At 72.5% G+C, this 25,246-nt stretch carries 26 protein-coding genes; 16 read left to right on the top strand and 10 right to left on the bottom strand.

Translation table 11 applies throughout. The features are described from left to right. The first annotated feature begins 27 nt into the window (after positions 1 to 27). A complete protein-coding gene (locus ACIPYW_RS05160) occupies positions 28 to 1,149 on the top strand; it encodes a LacI family DNA-binding transcriptional regulator (RefSeq protein ID WP_400411387.1) in 1,122 nt (373 codons plus the stop codon). 264 nt (positions 1,150 to 1,413) lie between these two features. On the opposite strand, the gene ACIPYW_RS05155 is transcribed toward ACIPYW_RS05160, so the two are convergent. Next, the gene (locus ACIPYW_RS05155; RefSeq protein ID WP_400412515.1) at positions 1,414 to 2,724 is read right to left on the bottom strand and encodes an MATE family efflux transporter; all 1,311 of its coding nucleotides are present in this window, start codon (positions 2,722 to 2,724) and stop codon (positions 1,414 to 1,416) included. Between the two features lie 146 nt (positions 2,725 to 2,870). Beyond that, positions 2,871 to 4,208 (bottom strand): uracil-xanthine permease family protein, encoded by a 1,338-nt coding sequence (locus ACIPYW_RS05150; RefSeq protein WP_400411385.1) that lies wholly within the window; start codon positions 4,206 to 4,208, stop codon positions 2,871 to 2,873. A gap of 126 nt (positions 4,209 to 4,334) precedes the next feature. On the opposite strand from ACIPYW_RS05150, the gene ACIPYW_RS05145 reads away from it, so the two are divergent. The 3 genes from ACIPYW_RS05145 (at position 4,335) to ACIPYW_RS05135 (ending at position 8,146) form a co-directional block, all read left to right on the top strand. After that, on the top strand, positions 4,335 to 6,299 hold the full coding sequence (locus ACIPYW_RS05145; protein ID WP_400411382.1) for a M13 family metallopeptidase: 1,965 nt from the start codon (positions 4,335 to 4,337) through the stop codon (positions 6,297 to 6,299). Between the two features lie 158 nt (positions 6,300 to 6,457). After that, positions 6,458 to 7,258 (top strand): serine hydrolase, encoded by an 801-nt coding sequence (locus ACIPYW_RS05140; protein ID WP_400411379.1) that lies wholly within the window; start codon positions 6,458 to 6,460, stop codon positions 7,256 to 7,258. A gap of 207 nt (positions 7,259 to 7,465) precedes the next feature. Further along, the gene (locus ACIPYW_RS05135) at positions 7,466 to 8,146 is read left to right on the top strand and encodes a hypothetical protein (RefSeq protein ID WP_400411377.1); all 681 of its coding nucleotides are present in this window, start codon (positions 7,466 to 7,468) and stop codon (positions 8,144 to 8,146) included. A gap of 81 nt (positions 8,147 to 8,227) precedes the next feature. Here ACIPYW_RS05135 and ACIPYW_RS05130 read toward each other — a convergent pair whose 3' ends face one another. Both ACIPYW_RS05130 and ACIPYW_RS05125 read right to left on the bottom strand, forming a co-directional pair. Continuing rightward, positions 8,228 to 8,641, bottom strand: coding sequence for a GNAT family N-acetyltransferase (locus ACIPYW_RS05130; RefSeq protein ID WP_400411374.1), 414 nt, complete (start codon positions 8,639 to 8,641; stop codon positions 8,228 to 8,230). A 19-nt stretch (positions 8,642 to 8,660) separates the two neighbouring features. Continuing rightward, positions 8,661 to 9,320, bottom strand: a complete 660-nt coding sequence (locus ACIPYW_RS05125) for a DUF4232 domain-containing protein (protein WP_400411371.1) — start codon at positions 9,318 to 9,320, stop codon at positions 8,661 to 8,663. A gap of 113 nt (positions 9,321 to 9,433) precedes the next feature. Here ACIPYW_RS05125 and ACIPYW_RS05120 point away from each other — a divergent pair, with 113 nt between their 5' ends. After that, positions 9,434 to 9,706: a hypothetical protein gene (locus tag ACIPYW_RS05120; protein WP_290133272.1), complete on the top strand. Its 273-nt coding sequence runs from the start codon at positions 9,434 to 9,436 to the stop codon at positions 9,704 to 9,706. Between the two features lie 15 nt (positions 9,707 to 9,721). On the opposite strand, the gene ACIPYW_RS05115 is transcribed toward ACIPYW_RS05120, so the two are convergent. Together ACIPYW_RS05115 and ACIPYW_RS05110 are read right to left on the bottom strand one after the other, a co-directional pair. Further along, the gene (locus tag ACIPYW_RS05115; RefSeq protein ID WP_400411367.1) at positions 9,722 to 10,120 is read right to left on the bottom strand and encodes an NUDIX domain-containing protein; all 399 of its coding nucleotides are present in this window, start codon (positions 10,118 to 10,120) and stop codon (positions 9,722 to 9,724) included. Between the two features lie 26 nt (positions 10,121 to 10,146). Continuing rightward, a complete protein-coding gene (locus ACIPYW_RS05110) occupies positions 10,147 to 11,466 on the bottom strand; it encodes a glutamyl-tRNA reductase (protein WP_290133270.1) in 1,320 nt (439 codons plus the stop codon). A gap of 48 nt (positions 11,467 to 11,514) precedes the next feature. Here ACIPYW_RS05110 and hemE point away from each other — a divergent pair, with 48 nt between their 5' ends. From hemE to hemL, 11 genes are all read left to right on the top strand, one after another. Continuing rightward, entirely contained in the window at positions 11,515 to 12,675 is a 1,161-nt protein-coding gene (gene hemE, locus ACIPYW_RS05105) for a uroporphyrinogen decarboxylase (protein WP_400411364.1), read from the top strand. Beyond that, positions 12,672 to 13,994 (top strand): protoporphyrinogen/coproporphyrinogen oxidase, encoded by a 1,323-nt coding sequence (locus ACIPYW_RS05100; RefSeq protein ID WP_400411362.1) that lies wholly within the window; start codon positions 12,672 to 12,674, stop codon positions 13,992 to 13,994. The genes hemE and ACIPYW_RS05100 overlap by 4 nt, the downstream gene beginning before the upstream one ends. A 105-nt stretch (positions 13,995 to 14,099) precedes the next feature. Further along, positions 14,100 to 14,354: a hypothetical protein gene (locus ACIPYW_RS05095; RefSeq protein WP_058724481.1), complete on the top strand. Its 255-nt coding sequence runs from the start codon at positions 14,100 to 14,102 to the stop codon at positions 14,352 to 14,354. Beyond that, on the top strand, positions 14,351 to 14,809 hold the full coding sequence (locus ACIPYW_RS05090; protein WP_400411360.1) for a phage holin family protein: 459 nt from the start codon (positions 14,351 to 14,353) through the stop codon (positions 14,807 to 14,809). Before ACIPYW_RS05095 ends, ACIPYW_RS05090 begins: the two co-directional genes overlap by 4 nt. Before the next feature lie 68 nt (positions 14,810 to 14,877). Then, positions 14,878 to 15,108, top strand: coding sequence for a DUF3618 domain-containing protein (locus ACIPYW_RS05085; protein WP_290133266.1), 231 nt, complete (start codon positions 14,878 to 14,880; stop codon positions 15,106 to 15,108). Positions 15,109 to 15,203: 95 nt separating this feature from the next. After that, positions 15,204 to 15,935 carry a hydrogen peroxide-dependent heme synthase gene (gene hemQ / locus ACIPYW_RS05080; RefSeq protein WP_400411356.1) on the top strand — a complete coding sequence of 244 codons (732 nt, stop codon included), beginning with the start codon at positions 15,204 to 15,206 and terminating at the stop codon, positions 15,933 to 15,935. Continuing rightward, positions 15,932 to 17,170, top strand: a complete 1,239-nt coding sequence (locus ACIPYW_RS05075) for a ferrochelatase (protein ID WP_400411353.1) — start codon at positions 15,932 to 15,934, stop codon at positions 17,168 to 17,170. Before hemQ ends, ACIPYW_RS05075 begins: the two co-directional genes overlap by 4 nt. A 59-nt stretch (positions 17,171 to 17,229) precedes the next feature. Further along, positions 17,230 to 18,285, top strand: coding sequence for a hydroxymethylbilane synthase (hemC, locus tag ACIPYW_RS05070; protein WP_400412513.1), 1,056 nt, complete (start codon positions 17,230 to 17,232; stop codon positions 18,283 to 18,285). Positions 18,286 to 18,305: 20 nt separating this feature from the next. Next, positions 18,306 to 19,145 (top strand): uroporphyrinogen-III synthase, encoded by an 840-nt coding sequence (locus ACIPYW_RS05065; protein WP_400411350.1) that lies wholly within the window; start codon positions 18,306 to 18,308, stop codon positions 19,143 to 19,145. Continuing rightward, positions 19,142 to 20,197, top strand: a complete 1,056-nt coding sequence (hemB, locus tag ACIPYW_RS05060) for a porphobilinogen synthase (RefSeq protein WP_290133262.1) — start codon at positions 19,142 to 19,144, stop codon at positions 20,195 to 20,197. Before ACIPYW_RS05065 ends, hemB begins: the two co-directional genes overlap by 4 nt. Continuing rightward, entirely contained in the window at positions 20,194 to 21,540 is a 1,347-nt protein-coding gene (hemL, locus tag ACIPYW_RS05055; protein ID WP_400411347.1) for a glutamate-1-semialdehyde 2,1-aminomutase, read from the top strand. The genes hemB and hemL overlap by 4 nt, the downstream gene beginning before the upstream one ends. A gap of 56 nt (positions 21,541 to 21,596) precedes the next feature. Here hemL and ACIPYW_RS05050 read toward each other — a convergent pair whose 3' ends face one another. The 4 genes from ACIPYW_RS05050 to ACIPYW_RS05035 form a co-directional block, all read right to left on the bottom strand. Next, positions 21,597 to 22,382 (bottom strand): ABC transporter ATP-binding protein, encoded by a 786-nt coding sequence (locus ACIPYW_RS05050; protein ID WP_400411344.1) that lies wholly within the window; start codon positions 22,380 to 22,382, stop codon positions 21,597 to 21,599. 16 nt (positions 22,383 to 22,398) lie between these two features. After that, a complete protein-coding gene (locus ACIPYW_RS05045) occupies positions 22,399 to 23,073 on the bottom strand; it encodes a GntR family transcriptional regulator (RefSeq protein ID WP_400411341.1) in 675 nt (224 codons plus the stop codon). Positions 23,074 to 23,168: 95 nt separating this feature from the next. Next, positions 23,169 to 24,149, bottom strand: a complete 981-nt coding sequence (locus ACIPYW_RS05040) for an acryloyl-CoA reductase (protein WP_400411338.1) — start codon at positions 24,147 to 24,149, stop codon at positions 23,169 to 23,171. Positions 24,150 to 24,216: 67 nt separating this feature from the next. Next, positions 24,217 to 25,245, bottom strand: coding sequence for a 6-phosphofructokinase (locus tag ACIPYW_RS05035; RefSeq protein WP_290133257.1), 1,029 nt, complete (start codon positions 25,243 to 25,245; stop codon positions 24,217 to 24,219). Between the last annotated feature and the right edge of the window lies 1 nt (position 25,246).

Raw genomic sequence — 25,246 nt, 5'->3', positions numbered from 1 at the left:
CGTCGATGACGATTACGCTAACGGGCGATGGACGAACCGGCAACCGCGAACGGCGCGGCGCGACCCACGACGGGCAGTCGTGTCGCGCGCCCGACCCTGGCCGCGGTCGCACGCGCCGCCGGCGTGGCACCCTCGACCGCGTCGCTGGCGTTCAGCGGTGCCGGCCCGGTCTCGGACGAGGCCCGCGAGCGCGTCCTCGCGGCCGCCGCGGAACTCGGCTACGGCGGCCCCGACCCACGTGCGCGCTCCCTCCGCCGTGGTCGGTCCGGGGTCATCGGCGTGGTGATGGACGAGCGGCTGAGCGACGCCTTCCGTGACCCGGTGAACGTCCTCACGCTCGACGGCATCGCCGAGGTGGCCGGCGAGGCGGGGACCTCCCTGCTCCTCGTCCGCAGCCCGCTCGACGACGCCGGGTTGGTGGGGCCGCTCGTCGACGCCCCGGTGGACGCGGTGGTGCTCATCGGGTGCAACGTCCGGATCGATCCAGCGGTCGCCGTCCTCCGTCGTCGGAACATCCCCGTCGTCGCCATCGAGGCCGACGACATCGAGGGCGCGGTCCCCGTGCAGCTCGACAACCGGGAGGCCTCGCGACGCGCCGCTGCCTTCCTCCGTGACCTCGGCCACACCGACGTCCTCGTCGTGACGCTGCCGCTCGACGGCACCCACCGCCGCGGGCCGATCAGCCCCGGACGCGAGGCCGAGGGCATCGCGCACACCTCGCTCGAACGCCTGCGCGGGGTCCGCGGGGTCTTCCCGTCCGCGCCGGCGCACGAGGCGGCCGGCAGCTCGGTCGAGGAGGGCCGCATCGTCGGGGCCGGCCTCTTCGCCCCCGACGGGCCTCGGCCCACCGCGGTGGTCGTGCAGAGCGACGTCCTCGCGGTCGGGGTGATCTCGGCCGCGCTCGACGCCGGACTCCGCGTGCCCGAGGACGTCAGCGTGGTGGGGTTCGACGGCATCCCCGTCGACGACAGCCTGTTCCACCGCACCCCGATCCGGCAGCTGACCACGCTCGTGCAGCCGTTCGTGCAGAAGGGCCAGGCCGCGGCCCGGGCGGCGATCGCCATGCTCGAGGGGGCTCCGGCGCAGCCCGCTGCCTTCCGCTCCGAGCTCCGCATCGGCGACACGACGGCCCCGCCGCCCGCGCGCTGACGCGGTGCGCGGCCCGCGCGCTGACGCGGTGCGCGGCCCGCGCGCTGACGCGGTGCGCCGTCCGCGCGTGCCCGCCGGCGATCGTCGTTTCCGCGAAAGCGACAGTCTGCCGCCGGGATCCGCGCGGATCTTGTCGCTCTCGCGAAAGCGACAGTCTGCCGCCGGGATCCGCGCGGATCTTGTCGCTCTCGCGAAAGCGACACGGCACATCTGTCGCTGTCACGGCACCCACGCGCCCGCACCAGCGCGCGCGGACACCGCCGCTCAACGGGCCAGCGCCACCTCGATCCAGCCCCGCCGGTGCGCCCGCACCCCGAGCGTCACCGCGCGCACGCCGATGTACCCGAGCGCGAACGCAGCCCAGAGTCCCGCGAGTGTCCCGCCCGCCCACCACAGCAGCGGCAGGTACACGACGAGGTTCACGCCGCCCGCCAGTGCCAGGTACCGCGCGTCCCCTGCGCCGATGAGCACCCCGTCCAGCACGAACACGTACCCGGCGACCGGCATCCCCACCGCGACGATCACCAGCACCACGGGGAGTGCCTGCTGCACCGCGCTCGAGTCCGAGAACACCGGCCCGAGCACGCCGCTCACCGCCGCGGTCAGGAGTCCGAGCACGACGCCGCCCACGATCCCGAGCAGCACCAGCCGGCCGGTCACGAGCCGCACCCGATCGGGATCGCGCGCTCCGAGTCCGTGGCCGACGAGGGCCTGCCCTGCGATCGCGAGGGCGTCGAGCGCGAACGCCAGCGTCGAGAACACCGTGAGCCCGACCTGCGTCGTGGCGAGCCCCGTGGTGCCGAGTCCCGCCGCCACCGACACCGTCGCGAGCATGGCGATCCGGAGCGAGGCGGTGCGGAGGAACAGCCACGCTCCCGACCGGAGCGCGCGTGCCACACCCGAGGCGCCGGGGCGCAGCGGGGCACCGGACGCCCGAGCTGCCCGCACCGCGATCACCACGTAGACGGCAGCCATCGCCCACTGCACGACGACCGTCCCGGCCGCGGAACCCTCGACGCCCCAGCCCGCGCCGTAGATGAGGACCGCGTTGAGCAGCCCGTTCGCGACGAACCCGACGGTCGCGACCACGAGGGGGGTCCGCGTGTCCTGCAGTCCGCGCAGGAGCCCGGTGGACGCCGTCACCACCAGGATCCCCGGCAGTCCGACGAGCGACAGCGTGAGGTACGCCGTCGCTGCCGCCGACACCTCCGGCGCAGCGCCGAACGCATCGACGAGCGGTGCCGCGAGTGGCCAGCCGACCAGGGCGAGCACGACTCCGAGCACGAGGGCGAGCCACATGCCGTCGATGCCCGCGTGCACGGCTCCGCGTCGGTCACCGGCGCCGAGGGCCCGCGCGACCGCGGGGGTGGTCGAGTACGCGAGGAAGACGAGCAGCCCCGTGACGGTCTGGAGGACGGCACTCGCCAGACCGACCGCTGCGAGCGGCGTCTGGCCGAGGTGCCCGACGAGGGCGGTGTCGGTGAGCAGGAACAGCGGTTCGACGACGAGCGCGCCGAGCGCGGGCACGGCGAGCCGGACGATGTCCCGGTCGACTCGACGGGTCTCGGTCCTCAGGTGCACCGGACCATCTTGACGGCTCGCGCGGCTCGCGCGGCTCGCGCGGCTCGCGCGGCGCGTGTGGCTCGTGCGGCTCGCGCGGGACGGACGGGAGGCTCGGCGCGGGCCGGCCACGAGCCTCCCGTCCGTCCCGTGGCGGCGTCTCAGTCGGCGCGCGGCTCCGCGGGGACCGCGCCGGTCGCGGCGTGGGCCGCGTCCGACGCCGCAGGCGTCGCCGGGTCCGTCCCGCGGGCCCGGCCGATGAGGTCCATCACGTGGTACACCACGATCGCAGCGACCGTGCCGACGATGATCCCGCCGAACGTCGCGCCGCCGAACGAGAACGTGAAGTCTGCGATGCCCATGATGAGCGCGATCCCCGCCGTGAGCTGGTTCTTCGGCTTCGCGAAGTCGACCTTGTTCTCGACCCAGATCCGGATGCCGATGATCCCGATGAGGCCGTAGAGCGCGGTCGTCGCTCCGCCGAGCACTCCCGCGGGGACCGACGAGATCAGGACGCCGATCTTCGGGGAGAGCCCGAGCAGGACCGCGACGATCGCCGCGACCCAGTACGCCGCGGTCGAGAACACGCGGGTGGCGGCCATCACGCCGATGTTCTCGCCGTAGGTCGTCGTCGCGGATCCGCCGCCGATGCCCGCGAGGACCGTCGAGACCCCGTCCGCGAACAGCGCACGCCCGGTGAGCGGGGTGAGGTCGCGGCCGGTGAGCTGTCCCACGCCCTTCACGTGACCGACGTTCTCGGCGACCAGCGCCAGGACGACCGGCACGAAGCCGAGGTAGATCGCGAGCTGGCCGGCGTCGAAGGCCGGGGCGGTGAACGTCGGCAGGCCCACCCACGGCGCCGCAGCGACCTTCGAGAAGTCGACCTCGCCCGCGATGACCGCCGCGACGTAGCCGACGACGACGCCGATGACGATCGAGAGCCGCCCGATGAGGCCCTTGAACAGGACGGTCACGAGGATGATCGCGAGCAGGGTGATCAGCGCGATGACCGGTGCCTTGACGAAGTTGTCGCGTGCGGCGGGCGCGAGGTTGAACCCGATGAGGGCGACGATCGCACCGGACACCACCGGCGGCATCACGCGGTCGATCCACCCGGCGCCGGCGAGGTGCACCACGAGTCCGACGACCGCGAGCAGCGCCCCGACGACGATGATCCCCGACAGGGCGAGCGGGATGCCGCCGATCTTGGTGGCGGCGCCGATCGGTGCGAGGAACGCGAACGACGACCCGAGGTAGCTCGGCAGGCGGTTGCCGGTGATGAGCAGGAACAGGATCGTCCCGATGCCGCTGAACAGCAGGGTCGTCGACGGCGGGAAGCCGGTGATGAGCGGGACGAGGAAGGTCGCGCCGAACATCGCGACGACGTGCTGCACGCCGAGGCCGACGGTCCGTCCCCAGCCGAGGCGCTCGTCGGGGGCCACGATCGTCGTCGCCGAGACGGTGCGGCCGTCGCCGTGCAGCTTCCAAGGGAGTCCCATGCGGGAAACGGTAGTGGCACCGCGAGGCCCGTGACGAGGACCGACCCGATCTGTGGACGAGCGCTGCTCGTGACCGCTCGGGCTGACCCACCCGCGCACAGGGCAACGGTGGCTATCGTGGACGGCATGACCGACGTCGCAAGCACCTCCGGCATCCACACCGACGAGCTCGACGCAGGTGTGCGCCCCCAGGACGACCTCTACCGGCACGTCAACGGCACGTGGGTCGCCGACACCCCGATCCCCGACGACAAGGCGCGGTACGGGTCCTTCACGATCCTCGCCGAGGCGGCTGAACTCGCCGTCCGCGAGATCGTCGAGCGCTCGCAGCAGGCCGATCCGGGCACCGAGGAGCGCAAGGTCGGCGACCTCTACACCTCCTTCACCGACGAGACGCACCTCGAGGAGCTGGGCACCGGCCCGATCGAGCCCCTGCTCGCCGAGGTCGACACGGTCGAGTCGGTCGAGGACGTCGTCCGCATGGTCGGCCGCTTCGAGCGCCTCGGGCTGCCGAGCTTCCTCCAGCTCTTCGTCGACAACGACCCGGGTGACCCCGAGTCCTACGTCGTGTTCCTCGAGCAGAGCGGCCTCGGACTGCCCGACGAGTCGTACTATCGCGAGGAGCGCTTCGCCGACATCCGCACGAAGTACCGCGAGTTCGTCGCCGCGATGTTCCCGCTCGCCGGCTTCGACGACGCGGGCGACCGCAGCGACAACGTCATCGGGTTGGAGACCGCCCTCGCCGCCGAGCACTGGGACAACGTCACCACGCGCGACAGCCAGAAGACCTACAACAAGCTCCCGTGGGCCGAGGTCGCGGCGCTCGCCGAAGGCATCGACCTGCGGCAGTGGTGGGAGGCCATCGACGCCCCGGCCGGTGCCTTCGAGACCGTCGTCGTCCGCGAGCCGTCGTTCATCACCGGGCTCGCGCGACTGCTGCGCACCGAGCCGCTCACGGCGTGGAAGGACTGGCTCCGCTGGCAGGTCGTCCGCGGCTCGGCGGCCTACCTGACGAGCGCGTTCTCCGCGACGAACTTCTCGTTCTACGGCACCGCGCTGACCGGAGCACCCAAGCAGCGCGAGCGGTGGAAGCGCGGCGTCTCCCTGGTCGAGGGCGCCATGGGCGAGGCGATCGGTCGCATCTACGTGCAGGAGCACTTCGACGAGACCTCCAAGGCCGAGATGGACGAGCTCGTCGCGAACCTCGTCGAGGCCTACCGCCAGAGCATCACGGGTCTCGACTGGATGACCGACGAGACCCGTGCGCGGGCCCTCGACAAGCTCGACAAGTTCACGCCGAAGATCGGCTACCCGGTGAAGTGGCGCGACTACTCGGCGCTGCAGGTCTCCGCCGACGACCTCATCGGCAACGTCCGTGCCGTCGCGAGCTTCCAGGTCGACCGTGAGCTCGGCAAGATCGGCAAGCCGATCGACCGCGACGAGTGGTTCATGACCCCGCAGACGATCAACGCGTACTACAACCCCGGCTTCAACGAGATCGTGTTCCCCGCCGCGATCCTGCAGTTCCCGTTCTTCGACGCCGGACGCGACCCCGCCGCGAACTACGGCGCGATCGGTGCCGTGATCGGCCACGAGATCGGTCACGGCTTCGACGACCAGGGGTCGCAGTACGACGGCGACGGTCGCCTGCAGAACTGGTGGACCGAGGCCGACCGCGCCGCGTTCGAGGAGCGCACGAAGGCCCTCATCGCGCAGTACGACGCCCTCGTCCCGACCGAGGTCCCCGACGGCCACGTCAACGGCGCGCTGACGATCGGTGAGAACATCGGCGACCTCGGCGGCCTCTCGATCGCCTGGAAGGCGTACCTGCTGTCCCTCGACGGTCAGGAGCCGCCGGTGGTCGACGGGCTCAGCGGTGCGGAGCGCTTCTTCCTCAGCTGGGCGCAGGCCTGGCGGATGGCGATCCGTCCGGAGGAGGCCGCGCGCCTGCTCAGCATCGACCCGCACTCCCCGAACGAGTTCCGGTGCAACCAGGTCGTGCGCAACATCGACGGCTTCTACGACACGTTCGGCGTGACGGAGGGCGACTCGATGTACCTCGACCCGGCCGAGCGCGTCGCCATCTGGTGATGGTCGAGCCGGACGCGGCTCTACCGTCCCGGCGACGCCGTCAGGGGTCGGCCGGCGACGGTGACCGATCGCGCGGTGGCAGCGGCGGCCGCGCGCACGGTCGGCACCGTGGCGGTGCCGACGAGCGCTTCGGAGCCACCCTGGAGGCACTGGGCGCGTTGGCGAGGGACGGTGCGGGGGTCAGTGCCTCCGTCATCGACACGTCGACCGGCAAGGCGCTGCTCGCGGTCGACGACACCTTGGTCCAACCGGTCGCGAGCCTCGGGCGGGTGCTGCTGCTCATCGAGGTCGCTGCGCTGCTCGAGGACGGCGGTCTGCACGGCGACCGCCTGCAGCGGATGGCCCGTGACACCGCGACGGGTGCCGGACTGTGGCAGTTCCTGCAGGAGTCGACCATGCAGGTGTCGGACCTCGCGACCCTCGTCGGCGCGACCGCTGACGCCTGGGCCATGAACGCGCTGCTCTCGACCGTCGGCATCGACGCCGTCCGCGAGCGCGCCGAGTCGCTCGGCATCGAGCGGACGGCCCTCATCGACCGCATCCGGGACCGCCGGGGCCCGGACGACGCTCCTGATGCCTCGGTGGCGGCGACCGGGGAGCTCAGCTGGCTCTTCCGCGGGCTCGCGCTCGGCGAGGTCGTCGACGAGGCCGTCTCGAACCGGGTGCTCGGGTGGCTCTCCCTGTCGAGCGACCTCTCCCTCGTGGCGGGCTCCTTCGCGCTCGACCCGCTGGCGCACCGGTCGCTCGACCACGGGTTGCAGGTGGTCTCGACCACCGGTTCGTCGCTCGGGGTCCGTGCCGAGGCGGGCATCCTCCGCGGGCCGGCGTCCTCCGTCAGCTACGCGGTCACGGTGACGTTCGACGACGCGACGTTGCAGCGCCGCCTCGCGGTCGTGGACGCCCTGCGCACGATGGGCACGGAGGTGCTCGAGGCCGTGCACCTGCCCGCTCGCCGCTGACTTGCCGCGATCGGCTCTCATCACGGAACGGTAACGGGCAGAACTCGCTCCAATCCACTCCGACGAGGGCGTCGAATCCCCTGCACAGACCGGGAACCACCCGGAGCGCTCACCAGCCGCAACCAGCTGGTTCTCCACCCGTCATCGGGTGAGTTCGGCGCGCCATCGAACGCCGCGCCGAGCGCGACCACAGCAAAGGATTCCACCATGCGCAAGAGCCTGAAGACCTCGATCACCCTCGCCACGACCGGCGCGCTCGTCCTCGGTGGCGCCGCGTTCGGTGTCGGCGCCGCGAACGCGTCGACGCCCGCGATCCACACCGTGTCCTCGTCCTCGTCGAAGATCCCGGCGCCGGTCGCGTCGGTGCCCGAGGTGCTGGGTGGCACGACGGCGGTGAAGCTCGACTCGGGCTTCACCGACGCCCTCACCGCCCTGAAGCTCACCCCCGGGGTGTCCGGCAACGCCAAGCTCGAGAACGGGTCGGTGTCGTTCCCGATCACGGCCGGGTCGGTCACGTACTGGAACCCGGACGGCTCGTACCGCCCCTACGTGCAGGGGCTGCTCAACCACGACGACTCGGGCCTGACGCTCAAGGCCGGTGACACGACGGTGACGCTGGAGAACTTCGTGGTGAACCCGGGGTCGTCCAAGCTCTACGGTGACGTGCTGGTCAACGGCAAGGTCGCCGCGGCGAACGCGTACCTGTTCGAGCTGTGGGGTGGCACCCTCAAGCCGCTGCAGCTCGAGGGCGACAACGCGATCCTGACCGGCACCACGGTCCACATCTCCGAGGACGCTGCCGGCCTGCTGAACAAGACGTTCGGCACCGACGCCGTCAAGCGCGGCCTGCTCGTGGGCACCGCGACCATCACCGCCAAGATCAAGTAACACCCCGCACCACCAACCGAAGCGCCGCCCCCGGGACCCCCGGGAGCGGCGCTTCCACGTGCAGCGAGCATCAGCGCGACGTCAGCGCAGCAGCACGAACGATCGCAGCGACCCGGGCGAGACGTCGTGCGCCTCGACGAACCCGAGCGACTCGTAGAACGCCCGCTGCCCGGGTTCGGCGTCGGTGAGCAGCACCGTCTGGCGCACGTGGTCGTACCGGCGGAGCACCTCGGCGAGCAACGCCCGGCCGACCCCGGTCCGCTGGTGCTCGGGGCGCACGAGGACGTCCTGCACGTACACGATCGTCGCCCCGTCCGACACCGTGCGCACGAGCCCCACCAGCACGCCGTCCACGCGGGCGGTCACCACGAGGTGCGCACCCGACACCGCGGCCTCGAGCAGGTCGGGATCACGGGTGTAGGCCGACCAGCCGACCGATGTGTAGAGGCCGATCAGTTCGGCCGAGGTCGGCACGTCCGTCGCGATGGTCACCATACGCCCATCGTGGCAGGCCTCAGTCGGTCGCCTGACCCTCCGGCACGAGCGCCTGCACGCTGAGCAGCGGCGCGTCCGACGACCGGCACGCCTGGCGCCCCTCGTCCTTGAGGAACAGCGACGTCTTCGACCCGGGCGGGTAGACCCGGTAGCCGTCGGGCGTCACCGGGGAGCAGTCCGCGGCGGAGTAGTTGCCGGCCTGCCCGATCTTCAGCGGCGCGACCGCGACCTGTCCGGGGCGGAGCGTCACGGTCGGGTGCGGCGACGAGCGGTCGAGGGACGCCGCGGCACCGATCTGCTGGCCGTCGCCGCCACCGACGAACGAGACGCCCGGCCAGCCCTGGAGCGTGCACGTCGACGAACCCGTGTTCGTGAACGCGAGGTGGATGATCGTGCTCCCGGCAGCGCCGCCGCTGCCCGGCTGCTCGGTGAGCGACAACGACGACGCGGCACACCGGGCGAACTCGCCGGACGACGACCCGGTGCCGGACGACGAACCGGTGCCCGACGACCCCGACGCGGACGACGAGGACGGCGTCGGCGTGGCCGTCACGGTCTCGGTGGACGTCGCCGTGGCGCTCGGCGTCGCCGCTCCTCCGCCGGCACACCCGGCGAGGACGCCGACGGCGACCAGCCCGACGGCGACGGACAGGACCCTGGGGACGGTGCTGCGCTGCATGGGCCCACGCAACCACCGTCGAGCGACCCGGACTCGGGCGGTGTCCAGCCTCCGCGAGCACACTCGCGGTCACCGGCACGGGAGGGCCCGTGCCACGGACGACGGAGACCGCCATGACGGACAAGCACGAGCAGGCACGCGGCGACGAGGGTCGCGCGGACGGCGTCGAACCCCGCGCCGGGGCCTTCACCGACAGCGAGATCCCGGGCGAGCAGCACGTCGCGAGCACCGAGCCCGTCGGGGAGTTCGTGTCGAGCGACATCCCGGGCGAGGGTCGTCCGACGCCGGACGGCGAGCAGGGTGAGTACGTCGAGAGCGACATCCCCGGCGAGCCGGAGCCGACCGGCACCGAGGGCGTCGGCCACTACACCGACAAGGACGAGTAGCGCTGGTCCCGCCCGTCAGTCGACGAGGCCCGCGGCGACCAGCCGCCGGAGCGTCTCGACACCGGCGGGCGGGCACCGGTCCGCGTCCGCGGAGGTGACCCACTCCACCTCGTCCACCTCTGCCGAGGCGACGGGCGTGGCGGAGTCGAGCGTGCCTCCAGGCCGGACCGTGAACAGCGCCATCGCGACCATCGTGCCGGGCGCCTGCCCGTGCGCGGGTTCCGTGACCGTCCCGAACGGCTCGACGTCCTGTGCCGTCAGGCTCAGTCCGGTCTCCTCGTACGCCTCGCGGAGTACCGCCTCGACGTCGGTCTCGTGCGGCTCGGCCTTGCCGCCGGGCAGGTAGAGGACGTCGCGCCCCCGCGCACGCACCATCAGGACCCGCCGGTCACGCACGAGGAGCAGCGCGCTCACGCGCAGCGTGGGGACGGCCGGGAGGCTCAGCTCGCGTCCGCCTCGTCGGTGCGGTCCGCGTCGTCACGGGCGGGCGCGGTGCGCTCCGCGAGCGGCACGACCGGGCTCGGCACCTCGGTCTCGGGGGCGGGCTGCACGCCGAAGAGCGCGTCGAGCGCACCGACGAACTCCTCGCCACGACCGGCGCGACCGAGCTCCCGTGCGCGGACCGAGGGCCGGTGCAGCAGCACGCCCACGAGGTGGCGGAGGGCACGCTCGGTCTGCTCGACGGACTCGGGGTCACCGTCACGACGCTTCGCGCGGTCGATCTCATCGTCGAGGATGTCGAACACGTGCTTGCGGAAGGCGACGAGTGCGGGGGTGGTCGACTGCTCGAGCGCCTGTGCGCGGAAGCGCGACACGGCGTCGTCGACCATCGCGCGGGCCTCGGACTCGGCGTTCAGTTCGTTGATCGGCGCGTGGATGCTGATGGTCTCGAGGTCGAGCAGCTCGACGCCGTCGACACCGGCCGCGGCGGGGTCGACGTTGCGGGGGAGCCCGAGGTCGATGACGATCCGACGGACGCCGTCGTCGAGGTCTGCCGGTGCGACGACCGGGACCTCGCTCGAGGTGCAGGTGATGACGACGTCGCTCGACCCGATGGCCTGGCGGAGGTCTCGGGCGGCGACGAGGTCGTGCTTCGCCGCGAACCAGGACGCACGACCAGAGGGCGAGAACACCTGGATGTTCGCGGCGCCCTTGTCGCGCAGCGCCGCGATGGTCGTCGCGGCGTAGCTGCCGGTGCCGATCAGGAGGACGCGGGTCTGCGCCCAGTCGGTGACGCGGGAGGACGCGAGCTGGAGGCCGAGGCGGACGAGCGACCGTCCGGCGGCACCGATGCGCGTGCGGGTCTTGACGCCGCGGGAGGTGTGCGCGGCCTCTTGGAAGAGGCGCTCGAGGTCCGAGGTGGTGGTGCCGTTCGAGCGGGCGTCCTCGAGCGAGCGACGGACCTGTCCGGAGATCTCGGTCTCCCCGACGACGACGGACTCGAGTCCGCTGGACACCGCGAAGAGGTGCTGCACGACGTCCTTGCCGCCGAGCACCCGGACGGAGTCGCGGAGTTCGGTCGGGGAGAGGTCGCTGGCGGTGGCGACGGCGTCGACGGTGGCCGAGACGGCGGAGTCACGGTCGTCCCCCGCGATGTCGAGGTAGGCCTCGAAGCGGTTGCACGTGGCGAGGACGACGGCTCCGTCCAACACGTCGGAGTCGGTCACGAGACGGCTCGCGGCGGTCGGTGCGCCGATGCTCAGTCGCTCCAGGAGATCGAAGCTGGCGTTGCGGTGCGACGCCGTGAGACAGATGAGCACGTGTTCCATGGTAACCCGCGCTCGGTGTGCCGGCGGTTGGCTGCACGGATGTGCGGGAACCACCCGGACAGCCGGTGGGAGAATCGTCCGGTGACCGACGCCCCCGCCTCCGCCCTCCCCGGGACGCACCCCCTCACCTCCGGCCTGACCAGCGGTTCCCCGCTCGTCCGTGCGCTCCGTGGCGATCGACCCGAGACGCTCCCCGTGTGGTTCATGCGGCAGGCCGGGCGTTCGCTGCCGGAGTACCGCGAGCTGCGGGTCGGCACGGCGATGCTCGACGCCTGCCTCGACCCGGCGATGGCGTCCGAGATCACGCTCCAGCCGGTCCGTCGGCACGGGGTCGACGCCGGGATCTTCTTCAGCGACATCGTCGTGCCGATCAGGCTCGCGGGCGTCGACGTCGAGATCGTCCCCGGTCGCGGTCCGGTCCTCGGCTCCCCGATCCGCACGGCAGCCGACGTGGACGCCCTGCAGCCCCTCGACCCGGCGTCGCTCGCACCGATCACCGAGGCCGTCGCGCGGACGGTCGCCGAGCTCGGGAGCACGCCGCTCATCGGGTTCGCCGGCGCGCCCTTCACCCTCGCCGCCTACCTGGTCGAGGGCGGTCCGTCGAAGGACCACATCCGCGCCCGCACCCTGATGCACGCCGACCCGGAGACGTGGTCGCGCCTGCTCGCCTGGGCGGCGGACGTGTCGGGGGCGTTCCTCCGGGCGCAGGTGCTCGCCGGAGCCTCGGCCGCGCAGCTCTTCGACTCGTGGGTGGGATCGCTGCCGCGTGCCGACTACCTCGCGTCCGTCGCGCCGCACTCGGCCCGGGCGCTGGAGCACGTCGCGGACCTCGGCGTCCCGCGGATCCACTTCGGCGTCGGCAGCGGCGAGGTCCTGCACGACATGACCACCCTCGGGGGCGACTCCGTCGTGGTCGACGGCGTCGGGGTCGACTGGCGCATCCCCCTCGACGAGGCCGTCCGCCGCGTCGGCACCGACGTCACCGTGCAGGGCAACATCGACCCGGCGATGCTCTCCGCTCCCTGGTCGGTGCTCGAGGCCCACGTGCGCGACGTCGTCCGTCGCGGCGGATCGGCCCGTGCCCACGTCGTCAACCTCGGGCACGGCGTCCCGCCCGAGACGGACCCGACCGTGATCACCCGCGTCGTCGAGCTCGTGCACTCCCTGGGCTCCGGCCGGACGGCGGGGGAGCCGGCGTGACCGACGTCGTCGTCGTCGGTGGTGGTGTCGCCGGCCTCGTCGCCGCGCGGGACCTCGCCAAGGCGGGTGCCCACGTGGTGCTCGTCGAGGCGTCCGGCGTGCTCGGAGGCATGGTCCGTCGGCACACCGTCGCCGGCATCGACCTCGACATGGCCGCGGACTCCTTCGCCACCAGGACGGACGCGATCAGCCGGCTCGCGATCGAACTCGGACTCGGCAACGACATCGTGACGCCGGACCAGCGCGGCGCGTGGCTGATGACCCGCGACGGTCGCACCGCGCCGATCCCCGCCACGGGCCTCCTCGGCATCCCGAGCACGCCGATGGCGGCCGACGTCCTCGCCGTGATCGGGCAGAAGGCCGGTCTGCGGGCGCAGATGGACTCCCTGCTGCCGTCCCCCGTAGGCGCGAAGGCGGCGTCGCTCGGCGAGCTCGTCCGGAAGCGCATGGGCGAGCGGGTGCTCGACGACCTCGTCGTCCCGATCGCCGGCGGCGTGCACTCGACGCACCCCGACCGCCTCGACCCGGACCGTGTGGCGCCGGGGCTGCGAGCCGCGCTGCTCCGGGACGGCTCGCTCGGCCGCGCCGTGCTCGCACTCCGCTCCCGTGCCGCTGCCGGCTCCGCCGTCCAGGGCATCCGCGGCGGCATCGTCCGTCTGGTCGACGAACTCGTGGCGGACATGGAGACCTACCGGGTCGAAGTCAGGCTCAGCACGCGCGCGACCGCCGTCGCCGGACACCACGTCGAGGTCACCGGAGCGGACGGCGAGACCGAGACGCTCGTGGCCGACCACGTCCTCTCCTCGACGGCCGACCCGCAGCGTACGGCGGCGGCCGACCGCACCGGCATCGAGCTCGTGACGCTCGTCGTCGAGGAACCCGCTCTCGACGCCGCTCCGCGCGGGACGGGCATGCTCGTGCACCCGGACGCCGAGGGGGTCGGCGCGAAGGCCCTGACGCACGCCACCGTGAAGTGGCCCTGGCTCGCCGAGGCGACGGGCGGTGCGCACGTCCTGCGCCTCAGCTACGCGACGCACGCCGACGTGTCGGACGTCGCCACGAGCCTCCCGGTGGACCCGGCCGACCCGACCGGCGTGCGCGCGGTCCGCGACGCCGTCGCCCTGCTGGGCGTGCGGTTCGGGACGGACCGTGTCCGTGGCGCTGCCCGCGTTCGGTGGCACGGACCGGACACGACCGCCGCCGGCCTCGCCGAGGGAGTCATCGGCATCGGCGAGACCTCGAGCGGTCGCGGGCTGTCGGGCATCGTCGCGTCCGCCCGGACAGCCGCTGAACGCATCCTGGACGACGCGGACCTGTGAACCTGGGCGGACCGGGCGGTGCCCGAGGGCTACTGTTGGGGAGACGCCGGACGTATACCGCTCGGCGCATGACCACCGCACACTGACCCAACGGAGGAATCGCACATGCGAGGCAAGCTCCTGTTCGTCGCCGGCGCAGCACTCGGGTACGTCCTGGGATCACGAGCCGGACGGGCGCGGTACGAGCAGATCAAGACCGTCAGCGGCAAGATCTGGAACAGCAACGGCGTCCAGAAGGGCGTCCACACGGCTGAGGAGTTCATCGCCGACAAGACCCCGGACGTCGCGGAGTTCGTCGGCGAGCAGACCAAGAAGGTCGTCCGCAAGGTCGGGCAGAAGAAGGACGCTCACACCTCATGACCGACACCCGCGACCGCAAGCCGCGTTCGCTGTTCGGTCTGGTCGGCGACGTCCCGAAGCTCGTCAAGGAGCTCGTGACCGGTGAGCTCAACCTGCTCAAGGCCGAGATGCTGGCGAAGGTCAAGATCTTCGCGCTCGCGGCCGGGCTCCTCATCGCGGCGCTCGTCATCGTGCTGTACGCGATCGGCGTCCTCCTGACGGCAGCCGTGATGGGCCTCGCGACCGTGATGCCGGCGTGGCTCGCCGCGCTGATCGTCGCCGTCGTCATGCTCGTCGTCGCGGCGATCCTCGGGCTGATCGGGTGGAAGCGCTTCAAGAAGGGGCTGCCGATCACGCCGAAGCGCACGATCGACAGCGTGAAGAACGACGTCAACGCGGTCAAGGGCCTCGGCAAGAAGCCGACCCCGAGGACGCAGTACGGATCGCGCAAGCCCGACGTCGGCGGCCGGTTCTGACGCCGACCCCCGGCAGCGACCGAGGTCGCGCAGACACCCCCAGCACCAGCACCACCGACGGAGGAACCGTGACCGACCAGCACGACGACTTGGCCGACCGCGTCGCGGCGACCCGCGCGCAGCTGTTCGACACCCTCGACGCCATCGAGGACAAGCTCAACGTCCCGAAGCAGCTCGGCATCGCCGCCGCGAAGGTGAAGCGGCGCGCGGACGAGAACCCCGTGCCGTACCTGGCCGGGCTCGCAGCCGGCGTGGCAGTGGTCGGGGGTATCGTCGTAGCGGTGCTCCGACGGCGGTGACCGGCCGACGCATCGCCGCCGCGCGGGTCCTCCTCGTCGGGCGCTCTTCGGCAGGGGCCGAGGTAATCCCTGGCAACCGATAGGACAAAGGACCCATGAGTTCCACCGTGCCCGCTCCGGGCGACGCACACGAGACCGACCCGGCCTCCGGCATCGACCCGAACCTCCTGACGGCCTACGCCCTGTGGGCCGTCTTCCGCCGTCCGGTCGGGGCGGTGACCCCGGTCGGTGACGACGGTGTCGCCGAGCTCGACGGCGTCGTGTCCGCCGCGGCCGACCGCGGCGTCACGATCCGCGGCTTCTACGACGTCTCCGGCTTCCGTGCCGACGCCGACGTCATGATCTGGCTCCACGGCGACGACGCGCAGGCGATCCAGGCCGTGCTCCGCGAGATCCGTCGCACCCCGCTCTTCCGCGACGCCGAGCCGGTCTGGCACGCCATGGCCATGCACCGCGAGGCCGAGTTCAACAAGCGGCACACCCCCGCGTTCCTCCGCGGCAAGGACCCCGAGGCGTGGATCACGGTGTACCCGTTCGTCCGCTCCTACGAGTGGTACCTCCTGCCGGAGGACGAGCGCTCGAAGATGCTCCGCAACCACGGCATCGCCGGCGCGAAGTACCGCCGTGTGCTGACGAACACGATCGCGACGTTCGCCCTGAGCGACTACGAGTGGATCCTCCCGCTCGAGAGCCCCGACCTGGTGGACCTCGTCGACCTCATGCGCGACCTGCGCTACACCGAGGCACGCCTCCACGTGCGCGAGGAAGTGCCCTTCTACACGGGTCGTCGCGTGACGACCGCCGAGCTGCCGGAGGTGCTGTCGTGACCGACACCAGCCAGATCACGAACGGACACGGAGCCGTCCTCGCCGCGACCCCCGCCGCGGTCGACGGACCCGAACACGTCGAGGTCCCGACCGCGTACGACGCGATCCTCCTCGCCGGGTTCGGCGGTCCGGAGGGCCAGGACGACGTCATCCCGTTCCTCCGCAACGTCACCCGTGGCCGCGGCATCCCGGACGAGCGGCTCGAAGAGGTCGCGCACCACTACCGGCACTTCGGCGGCGTCAGCCCGATCAACGCGCAGAACCGCGCGCTGAAGGCAGCGCTCGAGGCCGAACTGGCGGAGCGCGGCATCGACCTGCCCGTGCTGTGGGGCAACCGCAACTGGGAACCCTACCTCGAGGACGCCTTCACCGAAGCCGCAGACCGCGGGCTGACGAACCTCATCGCGATCGCGACGAGCGCCTACTCGTCGTTCTCGAGCTGCCGGCAGTACCGCGAGGACTACGCCCGCGTGCTCGACGCCACGGGCCTCATCGACACGATCAAGATCGACAAGGTCCGGCAGTTCTTCGACCACCCGGGCTTCGTGCGGCCGTTCGTCGACGGCGTGCGTGACGGCCTCGCGAAGGCGATCGCGGAGAACGAGGGCCTCGACCTCGGCACCGAGTTGCACGTGCTGTTCTCGACGCACTCGATCCCCTCGGCCGACGCCGCCCGCTCCGGGCCGGACTTCCGCGGCTTCGACGAGCACGGCGCGTACGAGGCGCAGCACCTCGCGGTCGCCGAGGTCGTCCTCGAGCAGGCGTGGAACGAGCTCGTCGAGCAGCCCGAGCACGCGCACCTCGCCGGGACGTCGAAGCCCGCGTGGAAGCTCGTCTACCAGTCGCGTTCGGGCCCCCCGACGCAGCCCTGGCTCGAGCCGGACATCAACGACTACATGAACGAGGAGCTCCAGGGCGGACCGACCCGCGCCGTGCTCATCGTCCCGCTCGGCTTCGTGAGCGACCACATGGAGGTCATGTGGGACCTCGACGAGGAAGCCACCGAGACCGCGCAGGAGCTCGGCTTCTGGTCGGTCCGGACGCAGACGCCCGGCGTCGACCCGGCGTACGTCGCCGGGCTGATCGACCTCGTGCTCGAGCGCGTCAACGGCGTCCCGACGTCGGAGCGACCGCACCTGACCGACCTCGGCCCCTGGTACGACGTCTGCCGACCGGGCTGCTGCGAGAACGTGCGCGCCGGCTTCAAGCCCGCCGCCGCCGGCCTGGCACCGTGAGCGAGCAGGCAGCAGCCGAGCGGCCGGCAGCCGAGCAGGCGCCGGCCGGTCCGGCACCGATCCGTCTCGGCACCCGGGCCAGCCGGCTCGCGATGTCGCAGTCGCAAGACGTCGCCGACCGCCTCGCGAAGGCGTCCGGCCGTCCCGTCGAACTCGTCGAGGTGACCAGCGAGGGCGACACGAACCGTGCATCGCTCGCCAGCCTCGGCGGTACCGGGGTCTTCGCCAGCGCCCTGCGCGAAGCACTCGTCGCGGGCGAGGTCGACGTCCTCGTGCACTCCCTCAAGGACCTCCCGACCGCGCCGTACCCGGGGCTGACGATCGCGGCGGTGCCGAAGCGTGCCGACGCCCGTGACGTCCTCGTGGCCCGGAACGGCGCCACGGTGGACTCGCTGCCCGAGGGTGCGAAGGTCGGCACGGGGTCGCCCCGCCGGGTCGCGCAGCTCAAGGCCAAGCGTCCGGACCTCGACGTGGTGGACATCCGCGGCAACATCGACACCCGCCTCGGCCGGGTGGAGGACGACCTCGACGCGGTCGTGCTCGCCGCCGCTGGACTCGGGCGCATCGACCGACTGAGCGCCGCCACGGAGCTCCTCGACCTCGGCTTCTGGCCGAGTGCCCCCGGTCAGGGAGCGCTCGCGGTCGAGATCCGGTCGGACGAGACGGACAAGAACCTGCTCGCCGCACTCCGGAAGCTCGACCACGCGCCGACCCGCCTCACGGTGACGGCCGAGCGCGAGGTCCTGGCGAAGCTCGAGGCCGGGTGCTCCGCGCCGATCGGTGCGACCGCGGTCGTGGACGCCGAGCTCCTGCTCGTCAGCGCGACGGTGTACCGCCCCGACGGCTCCGAGTACCGCACGGCGTCGCACGCGGCGCACCTCGACGGGTCCGCGCAGGAACGCCTCGACGAGGCCCTCGACGTCGGCCGCCGTGTCGCCGCCGAACTGCTCGAGAACGGCGCGGCCGCACTCGCCGACCTGGCATCGTCGGTGTCGGACGCCCCGGCCGACGGTGACCACTCGGCCGGACCAGGCCTGGCCACCCCGGCTGCCGCGCAGCCCGCCGACGACGTGACGTCGAGCACCGGCTCCGGCACGGCGACCAGCACGGACTAGCCACGGACGGCGACACTCCCGTGCAGGACGAGCCGCGGCCCCCGGTCGTGCTCGTCCCACGCGGTGGTGCGTGGGGTGCCACGGTCGCCGGGGCTGCGCGCGCTCGAGGACTCGATGCCGTCGTGGTCCCGCTCATCACCGACGCGCCCCCGGAGGACCCGGCAGCCCTCGACGCGGCGCTCGCGCGCCTGGCGGCGGAAGCCGGGAGGCACGACTCCCCGTCCGCCGTCGGCACCGGTCCCGACGGGGCCGGGTCGCCAGCCCCCTGGCTCGCGGTGACCAGTGCGACGGCCGTGCGGATGGTCGCCGGACGCACGCCGCGCCTCCCGGGCGGGGTGCGCGTGGCCTGCGTCGGCGAGGCGACCGCGCGGGCCGCGCGGCAGGCGGGCTGGCGCGTCGACGTGGTGCCGGACACGGAGTCCGCTGCCGGACTCGTCGCCGCCTTCCCACGGCCCGCCGGACGTGTCCTCTTCCCGCGTTCCGAGCTGGCTGCACCCACGCTCGTCGAGGGGCTGCGGGCCCGCGGGATCGACGTCGAGGACGTGGTCGCGTACCGTACCGTGGGGACCGGTGACGAGCCGGTCCGCCTCGACCGGGCACCCGACGCGGTGCTCGTCACGAGCGGCAGCGTCGCCTCGCAGGTCGCCCGCCGCATGACCCCGCTCGACCCGCGCACGCGCATCGCGTGCATCGGCCCCGGGACCGCAGCGGCCGCGCGCGAGGTCGGTCTGCCCGTGCACGTCGTCGCACGCAGCCGTTCCGCCGACGCCCTGCTCGACGCCGTCGCCGAGGCACTCCGAACCGAAGCGCCCGAAGCACCCGAAGCCCCAGAACCACCTCGATCAGGAAGGTCATCGTGACCGGACAGTTCCCCCAGGTCCGCCCCCGCCGGCTCCGCGCCACCCCGGCCATGCGACGCCTCGTCGCCGAGACGCGCCTGCACCCGGCCGAACTCGTGCTGCCGATGTTCATCCGCGAGGGCGCGACGGAGGCCGTGCCGATCTCGAGCATGCCCGGGGTGTCGCAGCACTCGCTCGACTCGTTCCGGCGCGCGCTCGTCGAGGCGGCGGAGCAGGGGATCGGCGGCGTGAACCTGTTCGGCGTCCCGACGTCGAAGGACGCCGAGGGGACCGGTGCGACCGACCCGGACGGCATCCTCAACGTGGCGATCCGCGTCGCGCGCGAAGAGGTGGGCGACGCGCTCGTCGTGCAGTCGGACCTGTGCCTCGACGAGTTCACCGACCACGGGCACTGCGGGGTCCTCGCGGCGGACGGTTCGGTCGACAACGACGCGACGCTGCTGCGCTACCGCGACATGGCGGTCGCGCAGGCCGAGGCCGGGGCCGAACTCGTCTGCATGAGCGGGATGATGGACGGCCAGATCGCCGCCGCCCGCGATGCCCTCGACACCGCCGGGCACAGCGGCACCGCCCTGCTGGCCTACTCGGCGAAGTACGCGAGCGCGTTCTACGGTCCCTTCCGTGAGGCCGTGGCGTCATCGCTGCAGGGGGATCGTCGGACCTACCAGATCGACGCCGCGGACGGACGCCAGGGCCTCCGCGAGGTCCTGCTCGACATCGAGGAGGGCGCCGACATCGTCATGGTGAAGCCCGCGATGAGCTACCTCGACGTGCTCGCCCGGACGGCGGACGTCTCCGAGGTCCCCGTGTGGGCGTACCAGATCAGCGGCGAGTACGCGATGATCACGGCAGCGGCGCAGAACGGCTGGATCGACCGCGACGCCGCCGCGATGGAGGCGCTCGTCGGCATCAAGCGTGCCGGTGCCGACGCGATCCTCACGTACTTCGCGGTGGAGGTCGCTCGGAAGCTCAACCAGGAGGCCGGCCTGCGCACGTCCGGCAGCACCGCGGCGGTGTCCGGCGTCGCCTCGACCGGGAAGGCCCCCGAATGACCACCACGACGACCACCACGAACGACCAGCTCTTCGGGCGCGCGAAGAACAGCATCCCCGGCGGCGTCAACTCGCCGGTGCGGGCCTACGGCTCGGTCGGCGGCACGCCCCGGTTCCTGACCGCCGCGAAGGGCGCCTACGTCACCGACGCCGAGGGTCGCGAGTACGTCGACCTCGTCGCGTCGTGGGGGCCGGCGATCCTCGGGCACGCCCACCCCGGCACGGTCGAGGCCGTGCAGCAGGCGGCCTCGCGGGGGCTCTCGTTCGGGGCGTCGACCCCGGGCGAGACCGAGCTCGCCGAGCTCGTCAAGCAGCGGGTCTCGGTCGACGGCGACGGACCGATCGAGAAGATCCGCATGGTGTCGACGGGCACCGAGGCGACGATGACGGCGATCCGACTCGCCCGCGGGTACACCGGCCGTGACCTCCTGGTGAAGTTCGCCGGGCACTACCACGGGCACTCCGACTCGCTCCTCGCCGAGGCCGGGTCCGGTGTCGCGACGCTCGCGATGCCCGGGTCCGCCGGGATCACCGCCGAGACCGCCGCGCAGACGCTCGTACTGCCCTACAACGACCTCGACGCCGTCCGTCGCGCCTTCGACGAGCACTCCGAGCGCATCGCCGCCGTCATCGTCGAGGCCGCCGCCGCGAACATGGGCGTCCTCGCTCCGGAGCGCGGGTTCAACCGTGCCCTGGCGCAGATCACGAAGTCGCACGGTGCGCTCCTCATCGTCGACGAGGTCCTCACCGGCTTCCGTGTCGGCAGCGCCGGGTGGTGGGGCCTCGAGGCGTCGAAGGTCGTGCCCGACGGTGCCGGGTGGAAGCCCGACCTCGTGACGTTCGGCAAGGTCATCGGCGGTGGGATGCCGCTCGCCGCGTTGGGTGGCCGTCGCGAGGTGATGGACTTCCTCGCGCCGCTCGGCCCGGTGTACCAGGCGGGCACCCTCTCCGGGAACCCGCTCGCGGTCGCGGCGGGCATCGCCACCCTGCGTGCCGCGACGTCGGAGGTGTACGCGCACCTCGACCGCACCGCTGCCACGATCGCGACCGCGACGAGCGAGGCGCTGTCCGCCGCCGGGGTCGCCCACACCGTGCAGCACGCCGGGAACCTGTTCTCGTTCGCGTTCACGGAGACCGCGCCGCGGAACTACGACGACGTCCGTGCGCAGGAGGCGTTCCGGTACGCGCCGTTCTTCCACAGCATGCTCGACCAGGGCGTGACGCTCCCGCCGAGCGTCTTCGAGGCGTGGTTCGTCACGGCGGCGCACGACGACCGTGCCGTCGGCCGGGTCCTCGACGCCTTGCCCGCCGCCGCCCGCGCGGCGGCGGCTGCCACGGCCTAGCGGCGCGCCCGGCCGGCGGCTGGTCCCCGCGGGACCGGCCGGGAGGCGCGGGTCGCCTACACCGCTCGGCGAGCGTGCCAGCGGCCCTCCGAACGCACGATGGCGAGCGGGAAGTCGAAGGCATGCGACACCGCGGACGAGGTGATCACGTCGTCCGCGGTGCCCTGAGCGACCGCACGACCGTCGCGCAGCAGCATGGCGTGCGAGGTCGAGGTCGGCAGGTCCTCGAGGTGGTGCGTGACCATCACGCTGCCGAGTCCGGGGTGCCGGTGCCGGAGCGCATCCACGGTCTCGAGCAGGTGCTCGCGCGCGGCGACGTCGAGTCCGGTCGCGGGTTCGTCGAGCAGCAGCAGCCGCGGTTCGGCCATGAGGGCACGGGCGATGAGTGCCCGACCGCGTTCGCCCTGCGACAGCACCGGCCACCGGGCGTCCCGGCGTGCGGCGAGCCCGACGTCGGCGACGTGCTGCTCGGCGGCGGCCACCTGGTCGGCCGTCGGGGTCCAGCGCAGCATGAGGTCGGTCGTGCCGGTGACGCCCGTGAGCACGGTCTCGAGCACCGTCAGCGGCGAGGTCATGCGGTGCCGAGGGTCCACGTGGCCGATGCGCTCGCGGAGTTCCCGCACGTCGACCCGTCCGAGCCGGCGCCCGAGCAGCTCGACGGTGCCGGCCGTGGGGTGTCCGGTCGCGCCGAGCACGGCGAGCAGCGTGGACTTGCCGGCACCGTTCGGCCCGAGGAGCGCCCAGTGCTCGCCCTGCCGGACGGTCAGGTCGACGTCGTGCAGGAGATCGCGTCCGGACCGCGTCACCCGGACGCCGGTGGCCTGGATCAGGGTGTCGGTCACGGCGCGGCGCCGGTCGTCAGGACGTCGCGCCGGCGGCCCGCAGCTCCTCGGCCTGGTGCTCCGCCGTCGCGGTGAGCGCACGGATGGCCGCGGCTGCACCGTCACCGTCACGCTTGGCGATCGCCGCGCGGAGCGGGTCGACGGCGTGCTGGTAGTCCCAGAACTCCCACGGGCCCTGTGCCAGCGAGAGGAATCGTGCGCGGGGCAGCAACGACTCGGACAGCTTGTCGAGGAGCTGGTTGTCGGCGGCGCGGATCAGGAGCAGCATGACCTGCTCGATCTCGGCGTCCATGCGCTTGTCGTGCGCGTCGGCGTAGCTGCGGACGGCCTCGAGGTGGTCCACGAGGGCCTTCGCCGCGTCGTCGTCGAGCTGCGGGACGCCCCAGCGGGCGGCCATCTCCATGAACCCGCCGAGGACCTGCGTCGTGTCCGTGGCCTGCTTGCCCGTGGGGGTCGCGATACGTGTGTAGCGGTTCGCCTCCATCTCGACGAGGCCGTAGTCGACGAGCTTCGCGATGGCCTCGCGGATGGGGGTGCGACTCACACCGAGCCAGGCGACGAGTTCGTCGTCGTTGAGTCGTTCGCCGGCCTGCAGCGTGCCGTCCTGGATCGCGGCGAGCATCTTCTCGAGCACCACGTCGCGCAGGAGCTTCCGCGGCGAGTTCTCGACGGTGGACTTCGGGACCGGCATCGGTGCTCCTCACGGGTCAGACGTGTTGTACTCCAATCCTAACGTGTCAATGTGCAAGCGTTTGTGAAATAATGGCGTAGCAGTATTTCGGTCGTTCACGCCGCCGTCACGTCGACGACCGTCCGACCGTGTACTCGTCCCGCGACGACCTCCGCTCCGACGCCGATCGCATCGGGCAGGGACACCGTCCGGGTGACGTCGGCGAGCAGCGCCGGGTCGAGATCGGTCGCGAGCCGGTCCCACGCCCGCTGCCGCAGCGCTTGCGGCGCCTCGACCGAGTTGACGCCGAGCAGCGACACCGCTCGCAGGATGAAGGGCATCACGGTCGTCGGCAGCGCGGAGTCCTGGGCGAGTCCGCACGCCGTGACCGCCCCGCCCCACCGGGTGGCGGCGAGCACGTTGGCGAGGGTCGCGCCCCCGACGCTGTCCACCGCGCCCGCCCACGTCGCACGCTGCAGGGGCTTGCCGAGGTCCGACAGCGCGGCCCGGTCCACCACGTCCGTCGCGCCGAGCCGACGGAGGGAGTCGGCGTTCGCCACCCGCCCGGTCGACGCCGTCACCGAGTACCCGCGGGCCGCGAGCAGGGCGATCGCCACCGTCCCGACCCCGCCGGACGCACCGGTCACGAGCACCGGCCCGTCGTCGGGCGCGACCACCCGCTCCAGTGCGAGGACGCTGAGCTGCGCCGTGAATCCCGCGGTGCCGATCGCGGCGGCGAAGGAGTCCTCGATGTCGTCGGGTAGCACCACCAGGGCGTCGGCGGGCACCACGGTGTGGGACGCCCACCCGCCGTTCCGGGTCTCACCGAGGCCGGCGCCGTTGCACGTCACCCGGTCACCGATCGCGACGCCGTGCACGCCCGGGCCGAGGGCGGACACCGTGCCGACGACGTCGATGCCGGGCACGAGGGGATCGACCCGCGCCACGCCGGGGTTCCCGGCGAGGGCGAGGCCGTCCTTGTAGTTGACGCTCGACGTCGTGACGTCGACGAGGACCTCGCCCTCGGCGGGGTCCGGGAGGTCGACCTCCGTGAGGGCGGGCGGGGCGGAACGGGAGACGAGGACGGCGCGGGTCACCTGTCGGACGCTACCCCGTGCCTCCAGGCCGGGTCGTCACCACGAGTCTCGCGCTCGCGAGCGGCACTCAGCCGAACATGATGGCGGCTTCGTCGTACCGATCCTGGGGAACGGTCTTGAGCTCGCCGAGCGCCTCGTCGAACGAGACGTGCACGATGTCGGTCCCCTTGAGTGCGACCATGCGACCCCACCGCTCCTCGACGACCGAGTCGATCGCCGCGAGCCCGAGCCGGGTCGAGAGCACCCGGTCGTACGCGGTCGGCGTCCCGCCGCGCTGGATGTGCCCGAGGGTCGTGGCGCGGGTCTCGATGCCCGTCATCTCCTCGATGAGCGGCGCGAGCCGCTCCCCGATCCCGCCGAGCCGCGGCCGGCCGAAGGCGTCGAGTCCGCGCTCGGTGTGGGCGTTGTCCTCGTGGTCGGGGACGAACCCCTCCGCGACGACGACGAGCGGCGCACGGCCGCGGTCGTAGGCGGCGCGCACCCACTGCGCGATCTGCTCCATGCTCGTCTTCTGCTCGGGGATGAGGATCGCGTGGGCGCCCGCGGCCATGCCGGAGTGCAGGGCGATCCAGCCGACGTGGCGGCCCATGACCTCGGCGACCATGCAGCGCGAGTGCGACTCACCCGTGGTCCGGAGGCGGTCCATGGCCTCGGTCGCGATCGCGACGGCGGTGTCGAAGCCGAAGGTGTAGTCGGTGGCGCCGAGGTCGTTGTCGACGGTCTTCGGGACGCCGACGATCTTGAGCCCCGCGTCGGTCAGTCGCTTCGCCGCCGCCAGCGTGCCCTCGCCGCCGATCGCGACGATGGCGTCGATGCCGTGTCGCTCCAGCGTCCGCTCGATGTTCTCCACGCCGCCGCGTTCGCCCTCGAACGGGTTCGTGCGGCTCGTCCCGAGGATCGTGCCGCCCTGCTTCGCGATGCCCTGGATGTCCTTGCGGCCGAGCGGGACGATGTCGCCGTCGACGACGCCCCGCCAGCCGTCGCGGAAGCCCACGAACTCGTGTCCGTGGATCGCGATGCCCTTGAGCACGATCGCGCGGATGACCGCGTTGAGGCCGGGGCAGTCGCCGCCGGAGGTGAGGATGCCGATGCGCACG

The organism is Curtobacterium sp. NPDC089689 (assembly GCF_044749145.1).
Classification (GTDB): domain Bacteria; phylum Actinomycetota; class Actinomycetes; order Actinomycetales; family Microbacteriaceae; genus Curtobacterium.
This window is presented reverse-complemented; position numbering and strand designations above follow the sequence as displayed.

Excerpts from the sequence above, each read along its gene's own strand:
- ACIPYW_RS05160 (WP_400411387.1), top strand. The coding sequence starts at position 28 with ATGGACGAACCGGCAACCGCGAACGGCGCGGCGCGACCCACGACGGGC.
- ACIPYW_RS05095 (WP_058724481.1), top strand. The coding sequence starts at position 14,100 with ATGCGAGGCAAGCTCCTGTTCGTCGCCGGCGCAGCACTCGGGTACGTC.
- ACIPYW_RS05045 (WP_400411341.1), bottom strand. The coding sequence starts at position 23,073 with ATGCCGGTCCCGAAGTCCACCGTCGAGAACTCGCCGCGGAAGCTCCTG.
- ACIPYW_RS05125 (WP_400411371.1), bottom strand. The coding sequence starts at position 9,320 with ATGCAGCGCAGCACCGTCCCCAGGGTCCTGTCCGTCGCCGTCGGGCTG.
- ACIPYW_RS05120 (WP_290133272.1), top strand. The coding sequence starts at position 9,434 with ATGACGGACAAGCACGAGCAGGCACGCGGCGACGAGGGTCGCGCGGAC.
- ACIPYW_RS05145 (WP_400411382.1), top strand. The coding sequence starts at position 4,335 with ATGACCGACGTCGCAAGCACCTCCGGCATCCACACCGACGAGCTCGAC.
- ACIPYW_RS05090 (WP_400411360.1), top strand. The coding sequence starts at position 14,351 with ATGACCGACACCCGCGACCGCAAGCCGCGTTCGCTGTTCGGTCTGGTC.
- hemQ (WP_400411356.1), top strand. The coding sequence starts at position 15,204 with ATGAGTTCCACCGTGCCCGCTCCGGGCGACGCACACGAGACCGACCCG.
- ACIPYW_RS05130 (WP_400411374.1), bottom strand. The coding sequence starts at position 8,641 with ATGGTGACCATCGCGACGGACGTGCCGACCTCGGCCGAACTGATCGGC.
- ACIPYW_RS05135 (WP_400411377.1), top strand. The coding sequence starts at position 7,466 with ATGCGCAAGAGCCTGAAGACCTCGATCACCCTCGCCACGACCGGCGCG.
- hemL (WP_400411347.1), top strand. The coding sequence starts at position 20,194 with ATGACCACCACGACGACCACCACGAACGACCAGCTCTTCGGGCGCGCG.
- hemE (WP_400411364.1), top strand. The coding sequence starts at position 11,515 with ATGTGCGGGAACCACCCGGACAGCCGGTGGGAGAATCGTCCGGTGACC.
- ACIPYW_RS05150 (WP_400411385.1), bottom strand. The coding sequence starts at position 4,208 with ATGGGACTCCCTTGGAAGCTGCACGGCGACGGCCGCACCGTCTCGGCG.